General features: G+C 67.0%; 9 protein-coding genes and 2 tRNA genes. 2 read left to right on the forward strand and 9 right to left on the reverse strand.

Features of this window, described 5'->3' with window-relative positions:
* Positions 1-6 precede the first annotated feature (6 nt).
* The 5 genes from EGT29_RS15310 to EGT29_RS15325 form a co-directional block, all read right to left on the reverse strand.
* Positions 7-82, reverse strand: a tRNA-Gly gene (locus EGT29_RS15310).
* An 83-nt stretch (positions 83-165) separates the two neighbouring features.
* Positions 166-1,035 carry an MBG domain-containing protein gene (locus EGT29_RS15315; RefSeq protein ID WP_124689797.1) on the reverse strand — a complete coding sequence of 290 codons (870 nt, stop codon included), beginning with the start codon at positions 1,033-1,035 and terminating at the stop codon, positions 166-168.
* Entirely contained in the window at positions 1,016-1,234 is a 219-nt protein-coding gene (locus tag EGT29_RS28495) for an MBG domain-containing protein (RefSeq protein ID WP_238160458.1), read from the reverse strand. The genes EGT29_RS15315 and EGT29_RS28495 overlap by 20 nt, the downstream gene beginning before the upstream one ends.
* Positions 1,131-7,550, reverse strand: a complete 6,420-nt coding sequence (locus EGT29_RS15320) for an MBG domain-containing protein (protein ID WP_124689798.1) — start codon at positions 7,548-7,550, stop codon at positions 1,131-1,133. Before EGT29_RS15320 ends, EGT29_RS28495 begins: the two co-directional genes overlap by 104 nt.
* A 40-nt stretch (positions 7,551-7,590) precedes the next feature.
* Entirely contained in the window at positions 7,591-9,297 is a 1,707-nt protein-coding gene (locus EGT29_RS15325; RefSeq protein ID WP_161567827.1) for a ShlB/FhaC/HecB family hemolysin secretion/activation protein, read from the reverse strand.
* 175 nt (positions 9,298-9,472) lie between these two features.
* Here EGT29_RS15325 and EGT29_RS15330 point away from each other — a divergent pair, with 175 nt between their 5' ends.
* The gene (locus tag EGT29_RS15330) at positions 9,473-10,177 is read left to right on the forward strand and encodes a response regulator transcription factor (protein ID WP_124689800.1); all 705 of its coding nucleotides are present in this window, start codon (positions 9,473-9,475) and stop codon (positions 10,175-10,177) included.
* Entirely contained in the window at positions 10,167-12,173 is a 2,007-nt protein-coding gene (locus EGT29_RS15335; protein ID WP_238160000.1) for an ATP-binding protein, read from the forward strand. Before EGT29_RS15330 ends, EGT29_RS15335 begins: the two co-directional genes overlap by 11 nt.
* A gap of 44 nt (positions 12,174-12,217) precedes the next feature.
* Here the strand turns inward: EGT29_RS15335 and EGT29_RS15340 are convergent.
* From EGT29_RS15340 to alr, 4 genes are all read right to left on the reverse strand, one after another.
* Positions 12,218-12,293, reverse strand: a tRNA-Gly gene (locus tag EGT29_RS15340).
* A 103-nt stretch (positions 12,294-12,396) separates the two neighbouring features.
* Positions 12,397-14,988 (reverse strand): ATP-dependent chaperone ClpB, encoded by a 2,592-nt coding sequence (gene clpB, locus EGT29_RS15345; protein ID WP_124689801.1) that lies wholly within the window; start codon positions 14,986-14,988, stop codon positions 12,397-12,399.
* A 131-nt stretch (positions 14,989-15,119) separates the two neighbouring features.
* Complete coding sequence (radA, locus tag EGT29_RS15350; protein WP_124689802.1) at positions 15,120-16,487, reverse strand: DNA repair protein RadA; 1,368 nt, start codon at positions 16,485-16,487, stop codon at positions 15,120-15,122.
* Between the two features lie 2 nt (positions 16,488-16,489).
* Positions 16,490-17,593 (reverse strand): alanine racemase, encoded by a 1,104-nt coding sequence (gene alr, locus EGT29_RS15355; RefSeq protein ID WP_124689803.1) that lies wholly within the window; start codon positions 17,591-17,593, stop codon positions 16,490-16,492.
* Positions 17,594-17,652: the final 59 nt, after the last annotated feature.

Raw genomic sequence — 17,652 nt, forward strand, 5'->3', positions numbered from 1 at the left:
ATAATTTGGAGCGGGAAACGAGTCTCGAACTCGCGACCTCAACCTTGGCAAGGTTGCGCTCTACCAACTGAGCTATTCCCGCGTCGCTTCGACTGCTACGTGTTTTTGCAGCGAAGAAAGTAATTATTGCATGATTTTTTGAAGAATGTCAACTCCCCAAAGGGTTTAGTTGCTTCCCCATAAACGAATATAGCCAGGCGCCAGACTCAGGAACGGCTTGTTGTTCGCGAGCGCCCTGCGTTCGTCTTCCTCCCCCAGGGTGTCTTGCGCCGACTTCCAGACCCCGCCTGCGGCGGGCGCCAACCCATCGTGCGCAGTGACGGCCAGATTACCATCGACATAAGTGATGTCGTAGTTGCTCAGGCCGACGCCGGTGGCATCGCGGGCGACGATGTCGTAATTGCCCACGAGGGCCGTGGCGGCGCTGCCCTTGCTGGTCAGCGTCACACCACTGACGCTATCGCCATTGACCAAGCCGCTGGTCGTGTAGCCATTCAGGCTACTCGTCTGTCCATAGGTCTTCGAGGCGTCGTTCGCCGTGACCGTCAGTCCAGCCTTATCGACCGTCAGCGTCCCATCGACATAGGTAATGTCGTAGTTGCCCAGCCCCGTGCCGTGGGCGTTGCTCGCCAGGATCGCGTAGTTGCCGACATTGGCCGTCGCTCCGCTCCCGTTGCTGGCCAAGGTCACGCCGCTGACGCTGTCCCCATTGACCAGACCGTTGGCCGTGTAGCCATTCAAACCACTCGCCTGCCCGTAGATCTTGCCGGCATCGTTGGCGGTGACAATCAACCCCGCCTTGTCGACCGTCAGCGTGCCGTCGACGTAGGTGATGTCGTAGTTGCCGAGTCCCGTGCCGTCGGCGTTGCTCGCCACGATCGTGTAGTCACCCACGTTGGCTGTCGCGACGCTGCCGCTGCTGGCCAACGCCACGCCACTGACGCTGTCGCCATTGACCAGACCACTGGCCCTGTATCCACCCAAGCCACTCGTCTGTCCATAGATCTTCGATGCATCATTGGCAGTGACCGTCAACGCGGCTTTTGTCGACCGTCAGCGTGCCGTCGACGTAGGTGATGTCGTAGTTGCCGAGTCCCGTGCCGTCGGCGTTGCTCGCCACGATCGTGTAGTCACCCACGCTGGCTGTCGCGACGCTGCCGCTGCTGGCCAACGCCACGCCATTGACGCTGTCGCCATTGACCAGACCACTGGCCCTGTATCCACCCAAGCCCACTCGTCTGTCCATAGATCTTCGATGCATCATTGGCAGTGACCGTCAACGCGGCTTTGTCGACCGTCAGCGTGCCGTCGACGTAGGTGATGTCGTAGTTGCTCAGACCCACGCCAGCGGCGTCGCTCGCCACGATCGCGTAGGTGCCCACATTGGCCGTGGCGGCGATGCCGTTGCTGGCTAACGCCACGCCGCTGACACTGTCACCATTGACCAGTCCATTCGCCGTATAAGCATTCAAGCCGCTCGTCTGCCCATAGGTCTTCGATGTGTCGGTCGCCGTGATGATCAGACCCGCTTTGTCGACGGCCAGCATCCCATCGACATAGGTAATGTCGTAGTTGCTCAAACCTTTGCCATTCGCCTCGCTCGCGACGATCGCATAGTTGCCGACATTGGCTGTCGCGGCGCTGCCGTTGCTGGCTAGCGCGACGCCACTGACACTATCTCCATTGACCAGACCGCTGGCCATGTAGCCATTCAGGATGCTTGTTTGCCCGTAGGTCTTCGAAGCATCATTGGCTGTGACAGTCAACGCGGCTTTGTCGACCGCCAGCGTGCCGTCGACGTAGGTGATGTCGTAGTTGCCGAGCCCGGTACCGTCGGCCCCCCTTGCAATGATGGCGTAGTCGCCCACGTTGGCCGTGGCGACACTACCGCTGCTGGCCAACGCCACGCCACTGACGCTATCGCCATTGACCAGACCGCTGGTCGTGTAGCCATTCAAGCCGCTCGTCTGTCCGTAGATCTTCGACGCATCGTTCGCCGTGACCGTCAGTCCGGCCTTATCGACCGTCAGCGCGCCATCCACATAGGTGATGTCGTAGTTGCTCAGACCCACGCCAGCGGCGTCGCTCGCCATGATCGCGTAGGTGCCCACATTAGCCGTGGCGGCGCTGCCATTGCTGGTCAAGGCCACGCCGCTGAGGCTGTCGCCATTGACCAATCCATTTGCCGTATAAGCATTCAAGCCGCTCGTTTGGCCGTAGGTCTTCGATGCATCGTTCGCCGTGATGGTCAGACCCGCCTTGTCTACGGTTAGCATCCCATCAACATAGGTGATGTCGTAGTTGCTCAGCCCCGCGCCATTCGCGTCGCCCGCTACGATCGCATAGTTGCCGACGGTGGCCGTCGCGGCACTGCCGCTGCTGGCCAACGCCACGCTGCTGACGCTGTCGCCATTGACCAGCCCACTGGCCGTGTAGCCGTTCAAGCCGCTCGTCTGCCCATAGGTCTTCGATGCATCGTTCGCCGTGACGGTCAATCCGGCCTTATTGACCGCCAGCGCCCCATCGACATAGGTGATGTCGTAGTTGCTCAGACCCACGCCAGCGGCGTCGCTCGCCACGATCGCGTAAGTGCCCACGTTGGCCGTGGCGGCGCTACCGCTGCTGGTCAACGCCACACCACTGACGCTGTCGCCATTGACCAGACCGCGGGTCGTGTAGCCATTCAGACCGCTCGTCTGCCCGTAGGTCTTCGACACATCATTGGCGGTGACCGTCAACGCGGCTTTGTCGACCGTCAGCGTGCCGTCGACGTAGGTGATGTCGTAGTTGCCGAGTCCCGTGCCAGCGGCGTTGCTCGCCACGATCGCGTAGTCACCCACGTTGGCTGTCGCGGCACTGCCGCTGCTGGCCAACGCCACGCCGCTGACGCTGTCGCCATTGACCAAACCGTTGGCCATGTAGCCATTCAAACCACTCGCCTGCCCGTAGATCTTGCCGGCATCGTTGGCGGTGACAATCAACCCCGCCTTGTCGACCGTCAACGTGCCGTCGACGTAGGTGATGTCGTAATTGCTCAGCCCCGCGCCATTCGCGTCGCCCGCCACGATCGCGTAGTTGCCGACGTTGGCCGTCGCGGCACTGCCGCTGCTGGCCAGGGCGACGCTACTGACGTTGTCCCCATTGACCAGCCCACTGGCCGTGTAGCCGTTCAAGCCGCTCGTCTGCCCATAGGTCTTCGATGCATCGTTCGCCGTGACGGTCAATCCGGCCTTATTGACCGCCAGCGCCCCATCGACATAGGTGATGTCGTAGTTGCTCAGACCCACGCCAGCGGCGTCGCTCGCCACGATCGCGTAAGTGCCCACGTTGGCCGTGGCGGCGCTACCGCTGCTGGCCAACGCCACGCCGCTGACGCTGTCGCCATTGACCAGACCACGGGTCGTGTAGCCATTCAGGCCGCTCGTCTGCCCATAGGTCTTCGACGCATCGTTCGCCGTGACGGTCAACCCCGCCTTGCCGATATCGGCCGTGGCCGTAGCCTGATCGGTGATGACGTAGTTCCGCAGATCCTCGCCCGAGTAGGTATTGCTCAGCACGACCGTCTTGCCTGCACCTGCATTCTTGTCGCCGAAGATGCCGGTGGAGGCGTCGAGGGTCACCTGGTCGCCGCCGACCAGGCCCGCCAAGGTCGCGCCCGTCGCATCGACCGTGGCGCGGGTGGTGCCGTCGTAGGTCTTGTTTCCGGCCGTGATGCCGCTGACGACGATCGAGGCCTTGTCTATGGTCAGCGTGGCCGCCGTGCTCGTGTCGTAGCTGATGTCGTAGCCTTGCTGGTTCGAGTACAGCCCGCCCAGCAGGAGCGTATCGTCCACCGTGCTGTAGGTGCCGGCGTCCTTGCCATGGGTGACGTAGGCCAGGCTGCCTTCCACCTGGGCTCCCGCGACGCTGGCGGTATGGCCCGTGCCCTGGCTGGCCGCGCTGCCGTCGTAGGTCTGGCTGGCCAAGGTGCCGGTGCTGTCGGCCGTCACCGTCAGGCTTCGCAGGAAATCGCGCAGCAGCGGCGTGGTGTGGCCGTCGTAGATGCGCCAGGTGGCACCCGTTCCCCCCTGGTCGTCGATGGCCGCGCCCCAGGACGCGAAGGTGTCGGCCTGACGCAGCTCCGCCAGCGTCCTGGCCGTACCCGTACCGTTGCCCCGCCAGTCGCCGTCCATGACACCGCCGTTGTTGATGGCCGCGCCGGCCGCGTCGGTAATGGCGTAGTAGGAGTGGGTGATGGAGCCCAGGGAATCCGGAACGCCTACCAATCCGCCCGCGAACATGTTGGCCGTTACCTTGCCCGTGGCATAGGTATTGCTGATGGTGCTCATGATGCTGTCGCCGACCAGCCCCCCCACATACCTTTCGCCCGTGACGTTGCCCGTCGCATAGGCATTGCGGATGGTGCCGGCACCATTGACTCCCACCAGCCCGCCGACCTGGTCCTGGCCCGCCACATCGCCCGTGGCATAGGAGGTCCGGATCGTGCCGATGTTGTCGCCCACCAGTCCGCCGATATTGCCGCTGCCGCTCACCTGCACCGAGGCATGGGCGGTGTCGATCTTGCCGCCCGTACTGTTGTAGCCCACCAACCCACCGACCGAGGTTCTGCCCGCCACGGTTCCCGTGGCATGGGCTAGGCTGATGCTGCCGTAGTTCTCGCCCGCCAGGGCTCCCGTGCTGTCGAAACCCGTCACCTGGGCATCGACCAGGCCTACGTCGCGCACACTGGCGCCGCTGGCGATCACGCCGAACAGGCCCACATAGGCCTCACCGCCACGGTTGATGGCCAGCCCCGCGATGGTGTGGCCATTGCCGTCGAAATTCCCCGTGAACTGCGTGTCGCGATCACCCAGGGGGTCCCAGCCCAGGCCACCGTTGGCCGTACTGCCGGCCAGCAGGTTGTATCCGGTGCTGTCCTGCCCCAGGTCGTTGTTCAAGCTGAAGCTGTAGCCGCCACCCAGCACATGGCCGACATCGGCCAGTTGCTGCCAGCTCGTAATGCCATAGGCGTCGGCGGCCGTGCCCCAGCCGCCGGCGAACAACGTGCGGCTCGTCACGTCCTCGGCGCGGGTAACGCCTATCAGCGTGGGCAGGCGCATCTCGTAGCCTTCCACCGTGTCGCCGCCCGCCACTTGCCAGGTAGTGCCGGCGTTCCAGCCGCCGTAGGTGGAGGCATCCATCAATTCGGCATGGGTCTTGCCCTCGCCCTGGCCGTTGCCACTCCAGCCATTGCCGCTGTCGCCACCGTTGTTGATGGCGGCACCGGCTGCGTCAGTCGTGGCGTAGTAGGACCGGGAGACGGAACTCATGAACTCCGGACGCCCAACCAACCCACCGACTCCCCCGCTTCCCGCGACCGTTCCCGCTGCATAGCTGTTGCTGATGGCGCCGCGGTTCTCTCCCGCCAGACCGCCTACGACATGATTGCCCGTGACATTGCCTGTGGCATAGGCATCGCTGATGCCGCCCGCCCCCCCGTTGCTGCCCACCAGTCCGCCCGTCCTGTCCCCGCTGCCGTCCACATCGCCCGTCGCATAGGAGGTCCTGATGGTGCCCAGGTTGTCGCCCACCAGCCCACCGGCATTGCCTCCATTGCCGTTCACCTGCACCGAGGCATAGGAGGTGTCGATATGGCCCACGCCGTTGTAGCCGACCAGTCCACCGACCGAGGTCCTGCCTGTCACGGCTCCCGTGGCATGGGCCCGGCCGATGCTGCCGTAGTTCTCGCCCGCCAGGGCTCCCGTGCTGTCGGAGCCCGTGACCCGGGCGTCCGCCAGGCCCACGTTGCGCACACTGGCACCGCTGGCGATGACGCCGAACAAGCCCACGTAACTCTCGCTGCCGCGGTTGACCGTCAGCCCCGTGATCGTATGGCCGTTGCCATCGAAACTCCCGGTGAACCGCGTGTCGCGGTCACCCAAGGGATCCCAGCCCTTGCCGTCATTCCAGGTGGCGGTACCGCTCGCATCGACGTTGCCCGCCAGCGTGTAGTGGGAAGACAGCAGCGTGCCTATCCCCTGCAATCCATACGCATCGGCGATCCGGTAGGCGTTCGCGGTGCCACCGTCGCCGCCCGTGGCGCGCACGAAGCTGCCGCCTTCGAGGCGAAAGTCGTTGGCCGAGAAATCCGCCAGGGCACCGACCTGCCTCCAGTTGCCGGCCTGCAGCGTGAAAGTGTCCACCTGGACCGCGGCGCTGGCGCCGATGTCGTTGCCGGCACGCAGCGTAAGGCCGCCGTGGGTGGCGGTGATGGCGGCATTGATGTGGATGTCGTTGTCGGCCACCAGGCTTAGCGTGCTGGTGCTGTCGTAGCCGACGGCGGCGTTGACGTGGATGTCGCCCGCGTCGCTGCCGGCGCTGGCGGTCTGCAGCGTGACGTTGCTGCCGGCCAGCGCCTGGGCCAGCGTGTCGGCCCCGATGCCGCTGCCGGTCTGGGCCGCGCTGCCCGCGCTGATCGTGAAGTCGGTGGGATCGATCAGCCATACGCCGGTCTGCCCATGGTTGGCGGCGGTGGTCACTGCGGTGCCCGCATCGACCCGCACCCGGGCGCCGCTGGTCTCGATGAAGCCGCCGTCGCCGCCCCCGGGCGCGGAGGCGTCCAGCGTGCCACCGACCTGGACGGTGCCGTTGCCCATGTCGGCCAGCAGCAGGATGCGTCCGTCCTTCTCCTGCAGCGTGCGAGCCTGCAGCGTACCCGTGTTGGACACCACGCTGGCCGATAGCGCATCGGCCGCCTTGCCGGTCATGATGACCTGGCCGCCGTCGGCCACGACGAGCTGCCTGTTCTCGATCAAGGTCCGGACGGTGGAAGGCTCGACCTCGACCCGCAGGAGACCGTTGACGCCGCTCTCCAGCGTGATCCTGTCCCCCGCGGCCATGGCGACGCTGCCCAGCCGCGCGACCAGCACGCCATCGTTGCTGACTGTGGGCGCCAGCAAGGCGATCTGGCCGCCGTCCTTGGCCGTGATCGTGCCCCGGTTGACGATGCCGCCCGTGGCGCTGCCGCGGGTGAAGGCGTACTTGCCGTTCAGGAAGTCCTCATTGGCGATGCCCAGCGTGGAGGCGACGAGTCCGCCCACATTCACCTGGCTGCCGCGGCCGAACACCACGCCGTTGGGGTTGACCAGCCAGACCTGGCCGTTGGCCGTGAGTTGCCCGTGGATCCGGCTGGCGTCACCGCCGACGACGCGGTTCAGCGCCACGGAAGCACTGCTCGCCTGCTCGAAACGCACGGTGGCGTTGCTGCCGATGTTGAAACTGGTCCAGTCGATGATGGCCCGGTTGCTGCCCTGCTGGATGGTCATCCGGCTGCCGCTCTGGCTGATGCCGGCCTGGCCCGCGACGACCGAGCCGCCGGTGGGCAGCGCGTTGGCCGCGGGCGCCTGGGCGTAGGCAGGCAGCGACAGGACCACGCCCAGCGCCGCGACGGCGGGCACTGCGAGTGCGCGGCCCGCCCTGCCCTTGCTCTTGCCACGGCCGCGAGCGGTTTCCGGGGCGGGTACGTAGCGTTGCGTACTTGGATTCCAGACCAGGCGGTAGGTATGGTTCATGGCTGGCCTCTCTTTCGTCTCTAGGGATGTGAATACGTTCTTAGAACAGCCACGCCAGGCTGACCCACCCGCGCGCGCTGCTGGCCCGGCTGCCGTCGCTGTTGCGGCCGTTTGCGCTGGCCCCCCGGTTGTGCCCCACGGGAACGGCGACGCTGGCGCTCATCACCCACTGCCGGGCACGCCAGTTCAGGCCCAGGCCCGCGCCGCTCAGGCTGTAGCGGTTGGGCTGGCCGCTGGAGGCATTCCAGCCGTCCCAGGCCGATTTGTGTTGCTGGATGCGGCCGGTATCGTAGAAAGCGACGGCCTGCCAGCCGTATCCCAGTTCGCGCTGCAGTTCGAGCTTGAGGAGCATGCCCTGGTCGCCGCTGGCCTCGTTGACGGGATAGGCGCGCACCTGCGAGGGACCGCCCAGCGTCATGCGTTCGGAGCTTGCCAGGTTGCCGCTGGCGAGCTGGCCGCTGAAGCTGAGCTGCACCTGCCAGCCCGCGCCCAGGTTTTGCAGCCGGGTCATGTTCCAGGCAAGCTTGGTGTAGCGGCCACTGCTGCGGGCGCTGACGGCATCCTGGGCCGCATCGCCGGCGACACCGTCCAGGTTCAGGTTGCCCTGGGTCAGTTGGGCAGCGCCCCAGTTGACGGCGCCGCCGCCCAGGCCATCGCGCACATCGCCGCCCAGCCCCAGCGTGATGGCGTTGACGCGTTGGCGGTGCAGCGCCTCTCCCAGCATGTCGTCGTCGTAGCGGCGGTGCTCATAGCCGGCGCTGAGCGTGAGGTTGCGGTCGACCTGGCGGATCAACGGATAGCTGAACGTGAAGCCGCCGGTATGGGCCTTGCCCTTGGCCTCGAGCGACCGGTAATCGCCGCCCAGTTCGTAGTCCAGCGTGGAGGCCTGGAGGGACAGACGCAGGCCGTCGTGGCCCAGAGGCAGGCTGTAGCGCGCGACGGCGCTGTGGATGTCGCGGGCCGCCAGCAGGCGCAGGGCCAGTTGGTCGCCGCCGCCGGTCAGGTTGTTGAGCGCCACGCCGCCCACCGCCTGGGGCACCCCCGTGGACTTGAGACCGTAGTTGTTCACGCCCGCGTCGCCCGTCACGAAGGCCGTATCCTGCACCGCCAGCGCCAGCCGGGTTTCTCCCTGGTCATCGCCTGGCTGCAGGACCCCCTCGGCATGGACACCGGGAAGATCGTTGGCCAGCAGCAGGCCGCGCTCCAGATCGGCGGCCGACAGCGGCCGGCCGGGCCGCAGGCGGTGGGTAACGGTGGACTGCACGCTGGCCGCATTGGCGCGGCGCTCCCCTGCATCCACATTGGCCCCGCCATACCTGCCCTCCAGCACGCGGATGCGCACGGTGCCGTCGGTCACGTCCTGCTGGGGCAGGTAGACGCGCGCATACCAGCCGCGCCGGCGATAGTCCTCCGCGATGCGCTGAGCCGCATGTTCGAGTTGCGCGAAGGTCAGGGACTGGCCGGCCAGCGGAGCGACAAGGGCCTGCAGTTCGCTTTCCGGCACGAGGCTCGCGCCTTCGAGCACGATGCGCCGCACGGTAATGCGGGTAGACTTGGCATCCTCCGGCATGGGTCGGGCCGCGGGCACGGCCTGCGGCGCGGACGACCCGCTCGGCGCCCGCAGATTGCGCTCCATTTCGCGCAACAGGCTGCCCGCATCGGGTGGCGTCTGGGCGCCGGCGTGAAGCGCGGGCAAGCCTAGCAGCGCGGCCAGCCAGGCATGGGATAACGAAGAACGTGGAGACATGCGCATGGCCAGAACGCCGAAAATGCCGGAAGATCCGCAGCTTAAGAAATTTGTAAACGGCTGTATGTCCCAAGATCTGTTGACATGACGGGACAGCGGGCTTGCGGGCAAAATCTTCCGCTGCGCCCGCTATCCAGCCGCATCACCTGAACCCGCGCCGCCTGCCGCCGACGTCATGCCCCCCAGAAATCTCCCTCCCCGCAGCGAAACACCCACCACGCCGGAGGACCTCATCAACGTCGCGATGGTGGAAGACGATGCCGCCTGCCTGCACGCGCTGGCGCATGCCGTGGAAGCCGCTCCGCGGCTGCGCATGGCGTGGGCGGCGGCCAATCTGCGCACAGCCTTGGCGCGCCTGCCGGACGAGCCGATAGACGTATTGCTGGTGGACCTGGGCCTGCCGGACGGCTCGGGCCTGGACCTGATCGCGGCCGCGCGCGGGCGCTGGCCCGATTGCGCGGTCATGGTCAGCACCATCTTCGGCGACGAGACGCATGTATTGCGCGCCATCGAGGCGGGGGCCATGGGCTATGTACTCAAGGACTTGAGCGCCGAGGAACTGGTGGAAGAAATCCACAGCCTGCATGCGGGCGGCAGCCCGATCAATCCCATGGTCGCCAGGAAACTCCTGATGCAGCGTTCCACGCCGCCGGCGGCCGCGCCCGCGCCCCTGGCCGCGACACCGCTGTCGGCGCGCGAATCCGAGGTCCTGCGCCTGATCGCTCGCGGCTACACGGTCGAGGAAGTAGCCGGCGCGCTGGGAGTATCGCCGCATACCGTGCAGACGTTCGTGCGGCGCATCTACACCAAACTGCAGGTGAATTCGCGTGCCGAGGCGGTCCGCGAGGGCACGCGGCAGGGGTGGCTGAGTGCGGACTGAAGCACGGGCCACCGCATGGCGCCAGGCACTTGCCTGCCGGCTGCTGGCCGCCTTGCTTCTGATCGCCGCCTGCGCGGTCGCCCGCGCCGGGTCCGCGACGCTCCACATCACCCAGGCGCAGATCTGGTCATCCGCCAGCACGGCCTGGACGCAGCCCTCTTCCCTGGACGACCTGGACGATGCCGATGCAGCCTTGAAAACCACCGACGCCTCCTGGCAGACAGTCGCCTTGCCGCATGCCAGGAAGCGGGTACTGCTGCCACGGGCCACCCCGGCGGCGGACCGTGCCGAGGTGGTGTGGTATCGCATGCGCATTCCCTCCGCCGGAGCCAGCGGGCCGGACATGCGGCTGTATGCCCCACGCTGGCAGGCGACGGGGACGCTGGCGGTCTATGTGAACGGACGGCTGGCCTGGCAGTCGCGCGGCGACCGGGCATGGAACAACTTCAACCATCCGCTCTGGATAGACCTGGATGGCCTGTTGCAGCCCGGGCAAGAGGCATGGGTGTACGTGCGCATGGCCAGCCAGCAGAATGTGGGTGGCGCGCTGTCTTCCGTCTGGGTCGGTCCGGCGGCCGGGTTGTTGCCCGCTTGGCGTTGGCGTTCTTTCCTGCAGACCGGACTGCCGGCCTACTGGCGTGGCTCCTTCCTGGTGCTGGGGCTGTTCGCGCTGGGGCTGGCCGCATGGCTGCGCGCCCACCGGCCGCGGCACGGCGATGAGCGGGAAGCCTCCAGCGACCCAAGGCCCTTTGCGCTGTTCTTCTGCATGGCACTGGGCCAGGCGGTGGGCGGCCTGCTGTTCCTGGTGAACGACCAGGGCGTAAGCATGGACTTTGCCTGGTTCTCGTGGATGACGCTGGTCGCGATGCTGATCGTTCCGGTTTGCGGATTCCACTTCCTGGGGCTGGTGCAACACCGCCCACGGCCGCGCCTGGGCCGTGCCCTGGTTCTGTATTGGATCGTTGCGGCGCTGGTCACGCTGCCTTCGTGGTGGACCGAATATCCGGGCGTGGTGCCACTACAGCGTTTTGCGATCCTGCCGCCGGTACTGGCACAGATCTACGCGGCGGCGGCCAATGCCTGGCACCAGCGCAGCCGCACCAATATCCTGGTCGCGGCGTGGGGGCCTCTGTCGCTGCTGATGGGCTGGCATGACATGGCCATGCAGAACTACCTCCTGGACGTCGAAGGCATTTACCTGACCCCCTACGTCAACCTGGGCTTGCTTACCCTGTTCCTCCTGCTCGCGTTCACGCACTATACCCACGCCCTGGATCTGGCCGCGCACGCCCGCGCCATGCTGGCCGAGCGCCTGGCCGAGCAAGCGCGCGAACTGGTACAGACCCACGAGCGCCTGCGTACCGCCGAACGGGAGCAGACGCTGCTGGCCGAGCGCCAGCGCCTGATGAGCGAGATGCACGACGGCGTGGGGTCGTCGTTGATGAGCGCGCTGCGCCTGGTGGAGCTTGGCCGGGAACCGGTCAACATCGCCCAGGTGCTCAAGGAATGCATCGATGACTTGAAGATCGCCATCGACTCGCTGGAGAGTTCCGATGCCGACCTGCTGACGCTGCTCGGCGCACTGCGCTTTCGCCTGGGTCCCCGCCTGGCCGGCGCGGGGATCGCGTTGCGCTGGCAAATGAACGACCTGCCGCTCCTTCCGTGGCTGGATGCGCAAAGCGCCTTGCACGTGCTGCGGATCCTGCAGGAAGTATTGACCAACATCGTCAAGCACGGCGATGCCACCGAGATCACCATGGCGACCGCCGAAGCGCTGGCACCGAACGGCACGGGTCAACGTGGCGTCCAGGTCCGCGTGAGCGACAACGGACAGCCTTTTTCGCCGCCCCCGCCCGAAGCCCAGCCGCCCGGCCGCCGGGGCCTGGTCAATGTGCGCAACCGGGCATCGGTGCTGGGGGCGCATTGCGACTGGCAAACCGTGCCGCGGGGAACGACATTCTCGTTGTGGCTGCCGCTGGCGAAGCACAGCACATGACGCCAGGCGCCGGGAGATAGCTGGCATCCCCCCGGCAAGTATTCTGGAGCGGGAAACGAGTCTCGAACTCGCGACCTCAACCTTGGCAAGGTTGCGCTCTACCAACTGAGCTATTCCCGCGTTTTTTGCTTCTTTCTTCGAAGCAAGAACTATAGCAAATCAAGTATCCGCATGTCAGGGCGCCGCACCGGCGAACCGGTGCGGGGCGCTCGGGGTAAAGCGATTACTGCAAGGTGCGGGTAAAGACGAAGCGGCCTTCGCTCCAGTCCACGGGCACCACGTCCTTGGGACCGAAGCGGCCCTCCAGGATCAGCTTGGCCACCGGGTTCTCGATCTCCTGCTGGATCGCGCGCTTCAACGGCCGCGCGCCGAACACAGGGTCGAAACCGGCACGCGCGATCTGGGCGATGGCCTCGTCCGAGACCTCCAGCCGCATGTCCATCTTCGCCAGCCGCTCGCCCAGGCGCTGCAGTTGCACCCGCGCGATGGACTCGATGTGCTTGGCATCCAGCCCGTGGAACACCACGACCTCGTCGATCCGGTTCAGGAACTCCGGACGGAAGTGCTGCTTGATCTCGTCCCACACTACGGCCTTGATCACGTCGTACTGCTGTCCGGCCATGGCCTGGATCTGTTGCGACGCCAGGTTGGACGTCATGACGATGACCGTGTTGCGGAAGTCGACCGTGCGCCCCTGTCCATCGGTCAGCCGCCCGTCGTCCAGCACCTGCAGCAGCACGTTGAAGACGTCCGGGTGGGCCTTCTCGACCTCGTCGAGCAGGATCACGCTGTACGGCTTGCGCCGCACGGCCTCGGTCAGGTAGCCGCCCTCTTCATAGCCGACGTATCCCGGCGGCGCGCCGATCAGGCGGGCCACCGAGTGCTTCTCCATGAACTCGCTCATGTCGATGCGCACCATGTGGTCGTCGGCATCGAACAGGAACCCGGCCAGCGCCTTGGTCAATTCGGTCTTGCCCACGCCGGTCGGGCCCAGGAACAGGAACGAGCCATAGGGCCGCTGCGGATCGGACAGGCCGGCACGCGAACGGCGGATGGCATCGGACACCAGCCGCACGGCCTCGTCCTGGCCGATCACGCGCTCGTGCAGCTTCTCTTCCATGTGTAGCAGCTTGGAGCGTTCGCCCTGCAGCATCTTGGAGACGGGGATGCCCGTCGCGCGCGAGACGACCTCGGCGATTTCCTCGGCACCCACTTGCGTGCGCAGCAGCTTGGGTTTTTCCGCCTCGGCCGCCTTCTCGTTGCCTTCCGCCGACTTCAGGCGAGCCTCCAGCTCCGGCAGCTTGCCGTACTGCAGCTCGGCCAGCTTGTCGAACTGGCCCTTGCGCTGCAGCTCGCCCATCTCGGCGCGCACCTTCTCGATCTCTTCCTTGATCGACTGGGCGCCCTGGACGGCGGCCTTCTCGGCCTTCCAGACTTCCTCGTAGTCGTTGTACTCGCGCTCGAGCTTGCCCAGTTCTTCCTCGAGCAGTTGCAGGCGGCGCTGGGAAGCCTCGTCGGTTTCCTTCTTGACCGCCTCGCGCTCGATCTTGAGCTGGATCATGCGGCGGTCGAGCTTGTCCATGACCTCCGGCTTGGAGTCGATTTCCATGCGGATGCGCGCGGCGGCTTCGTCGATGAGGTCGATGGCCTTGTCCGGCAGGAAGCGGTCGGTGATGTAGCGGTTGGACAGCTCGGCCGCGGCGACGATGGCCGGGTCGGTGATGTCCACGCCATGGTGCAATTCATAGCGCTCCTGCAGGCCGCGCAGGATGGCGATGGTGGCTTCCACGGACGGTTCGCCCACCAGCACTTTCTGGAAGCGACGCTCGAGCGCGGCGTCCTTCTCGATGTACTTGCGGTACTCGTCCAGCGTGGTCGCGCCTATGCAATGCAGTTCGCCGCGCGCCAGCGCAGGCTTGAGCATGTTGCCCGCATCCATGGCGCCCTCGGCCTTGCCGGCGCCGACCATGGTGTGGAGTTCGTCGATGAAGACGATGTTCTGGCCCTCGTCCTGCGCGAGCTCCTTCAGCACGGCCTTCAGGCGTTCCTCGAATTCGCCGCGGAACTTGGCGCCGGCCAACAGGCCCGCCATGTCGAGCGACAGCACCCGCTTGCCCTTCAGGGACTCGGGCACCTCGTCGTTGACGATGCGCTGGGCCAGGCCCTCGACGATGGCCGTCTTGCCCACGCCGGGCTCGCCGATCAGCACGGGGTTGTTCTTGGTGCGGCGCTGCAGGATCTGGATCGTGCGGCGGATCTCGTCGTCGCGGCCGATTACCGGGTCGAGCTTGCCCTGGCGGGCCCGTTCGGTCAGATCCAGGGTGTATTTCTTCAGGGACTCGCGGTTGCTTTCGCCTTCCTGCGAATCGACCGGCGCGCCGCCGCGCACGGCGTCGATGGCGGTCGCCAGCGCCTTGCGCTGCAGGCCGGCCTCGCGCAGCAGGCGGCCGGCCTCGCCCTTGTCGTCGGCCAGGGCCAGAAGGAAGAGCTCGCTGGCGATGTAGGTGTCGCCGCGATTGGCCGCTTCCTTGTCGACCTTGTTGAACAAGGACTGGAGATCGCGGCTGATCTGCACGTTGGCGTCGCTGCCCTGGACCTGCGACAGGCGGCCGATGGCGGCGTTGACCTCGGGGGTCAGCTTGCTGACGGCCACGCCGGCGCGGGCCAGCAGGCTGCCCGCGCCGCTCTCGGCGTCGGCCAGCAGCGCCGCCAGGACGTGCAGGGGTTCGATATAGGGGTTGTCGTTGCGCGCAGCCAGGCTCTGGGCGTCGGCCAGGGCCTGCTGGAACTTGGTGGTGAGTCGGTCGATTCGCATTGTTTTTCACGCCAATAAGTGGGGGCGCCGAGCCCGGATACTTTGGATGTGAGGTCGATTCGAACGGTTTCAATCCCCCTACGTTGCGCAGGGGGATAGAAGGTTATACCACCCGGCAGCGGGAACAGGCCCTAGCCTCGCAGCCGGTCCAGCGCCTCGTCCAGCCGGTCCACGGCCCAGACCTCCATGCCCTCGATGGGCTGGCGCGGGGCGTTGGCCTTGGGAATCAGCGCCACGCTGAAGCCCAGCTTGGCCGCCTCGCGCAGGCGCTCCTGGCCGCGCGGCGCCGGGCGGATTTCGCCGGCCAGGCCGACTTCCCCGAAGGCCACCAGGCCGCGCGGCAGGGGCCGGTTGCGCATGGAGGAGACGATGGCCAGCAGCACCGGCAGATCGGCCGCGGGTTCCGTGATGCGGACACCGCCCACGGCGTTGACGAAGACGTCCTGGTCGAAGGCCGCCGTGCCCGCGTGCCGGTGCAGCACCGCCAGCAGCATGGCCAGCCGGTTGCCCTCCAGCCCCACCGACAGGCGGCGCGGGTTGGGCGCGTTGGCCGAGTCCACCAGCGCCTGGATCTCGACCAGCAGCGGCCGGGTACCTTCCTGCGTGACCATGACGCACGAGCCGGACACCTGCTGCTGGTGCTGGGACAGGAACAGCGCGGACGGATTGGCGACCCCTTTCAGGCCGCGGTCGGTCATCGCGAAGACGCCCAGTTCGTTGACCGCGCCGAAACGGTTCTTGAATGCGCGCACCAGCCGGAAGGACGAATGGGTGTCGCCCTCGAAATACAGCACGGTGTCGACGATGTGCTCGAGCACGCGAGGCCCCGCCAGCGCGCCTTCCTTGGTCACGTGGCCGATCATGACGATGGTCACGCCCGTCTGCTTGGCCGTGCGGGTAAGCTGGGCCGCGCACTCGCGCACCTGGGCCACCGAGCCGGGCGCCGAGTTGAGCTGATCGGAATACAGCGTCTGGATGGAGTCGACCACGGCCACTTCCGGCGTGGTTTCCGCCAGCGCCGCCTGGATGGCTTCCAGGCGGATCTCGGCCAGCAGGTCGACGTTGCCGGTGTCCAGCCCCAGCCGGCGCGCCCGCAGCGCGACCTGGTCGCCGGACTCCTCGCCCGTCACGTACAGGACCCGGCGGCTGGCCGACAGCGAGGCCAGCGCCTGGAGCAGCAGCGTCGACTTGCCTATGCCTGGGTCGCCGCCGATCAGCACCACCGCGCCGGCCACCATGCCACCGCCCAGCACGCGGTCGAATTCGTCGATGCCGGTGGGAAAGCGCGGCATCTCGCGCGCCTCGATCTCGGCCAGCTTGCGCACCGGCGTGCTGCCCGCCAGCGGCGCGTAGCGGTGCCCGGCCGCGGCGCCGGTGCTGGCCGCCGCAACGGTTTCCTCCAGCGTGTTCCAGCCGCCGCAATGGGGGCACTTGCCCTGCCATTTGGGCGCGGTGCCGCCGCACTCGGTACAGACGTAGACGGTCTTGGCCTTGGCCATGGTCACTCCTCGAAATGCATGGGCACGCGCGGAGCGACCGCACACAGCAGCTCGTAGCCAATGGTGCCGGCGGCCGTGGCCACGTCGTCCACCGACAATCCCTCATCGCCCCACAGCGTGACCGGCGCGCCGGCCTGCGCCTGCGGCACCGGCTCCAGGTCGACCGCCAGCATGTCCATGGAGACGCGCCCCAGCAGCCGGGTGCGCACCCCGGCCACGACCACCGGCGTGCCGGTGGGGGCATGGCGCGGATAGCCGTCGGCATAGCCGCACGCCACCACCCCCACGCGCATCGGGCCCTCGGCCCGGTACATGCCGCCGTAGCCGACGGCATCGCCGGCCCGGAGCGCCTGGGTGCCGATGATCCGCGACTTCAGCGCCATGGCCGGCAGGAGCCCCAGCGAGGCCGCGCTTTCGTCGGCGAAGGGGGTGGCGCCGTAGAGCGCGATGCCGGGCCGCGCCCAATCGCCCGCCACTTCCGGATAGCGCAGGCTGGCCGCCGAGTTGCAGAGGCTGACCGGCCCCGGCAGGCCCGCCGTGGCCCGGCGGAACACCTCCAGCTGGGCGGCGATGCCCTCGTCCGTATCGGCCGTGGAGAAATGGGTCATGTGGCCGACCTGGCCCAGCCTGCCGGCCGCCTGCAGGGCCGCCAGCCCGGCATGCGCGCCGGCGTAGGCGTCCGGGCTGAAGCCCAGGCGGTTCATGCCGCTGTTGAGCTTGAGGAAGACGTCCACGGCGCGCGGCAGCCGGGCCTGGCGCAGCAGAGCCAGCTGGTCCGGATGGTGCACCGCCGTAGTCAGGCCGTACTGGCCGACGGCGTCCAGGTCGGCGGCCTCGAAGATTCCTTCCAGGAGCAGGATGGGCCCGGTCCACCCGGCTTCGCGGCAGCGCACGGCCTCGGCAAGGTCCAGCATGGCCAGGCCATCGGCCCGCGCGAATCCGGCCACGGCGCGTTCGATGCCATGACCATAGGCGTTGGCCTTGATGACGGCCCAGATCCTGGCCGGGCCGTCTTGGCCGCGCGCGGCATCGAGCCGGCGGCGGACGACATCCAGGTTGTGGGAAAGCGCGTGGCGTGAAATGCGGGCGGAGATGGGACGGGGCATGGCGCAAAAGAGGACCGGCGCGGCGCGCCGGGATGGCAAAGGGAAAGTGTAGCCCTTGA

It is taken from the genome of Pigmentiphaga sp. H8 (assembly GCF_003854895.1).
GTDB lineage: Bacteria > Pseudomonadota > Gammaproteobacteria > Burkholderiales > Burkholderiaceae_B > Pigmentiphaga.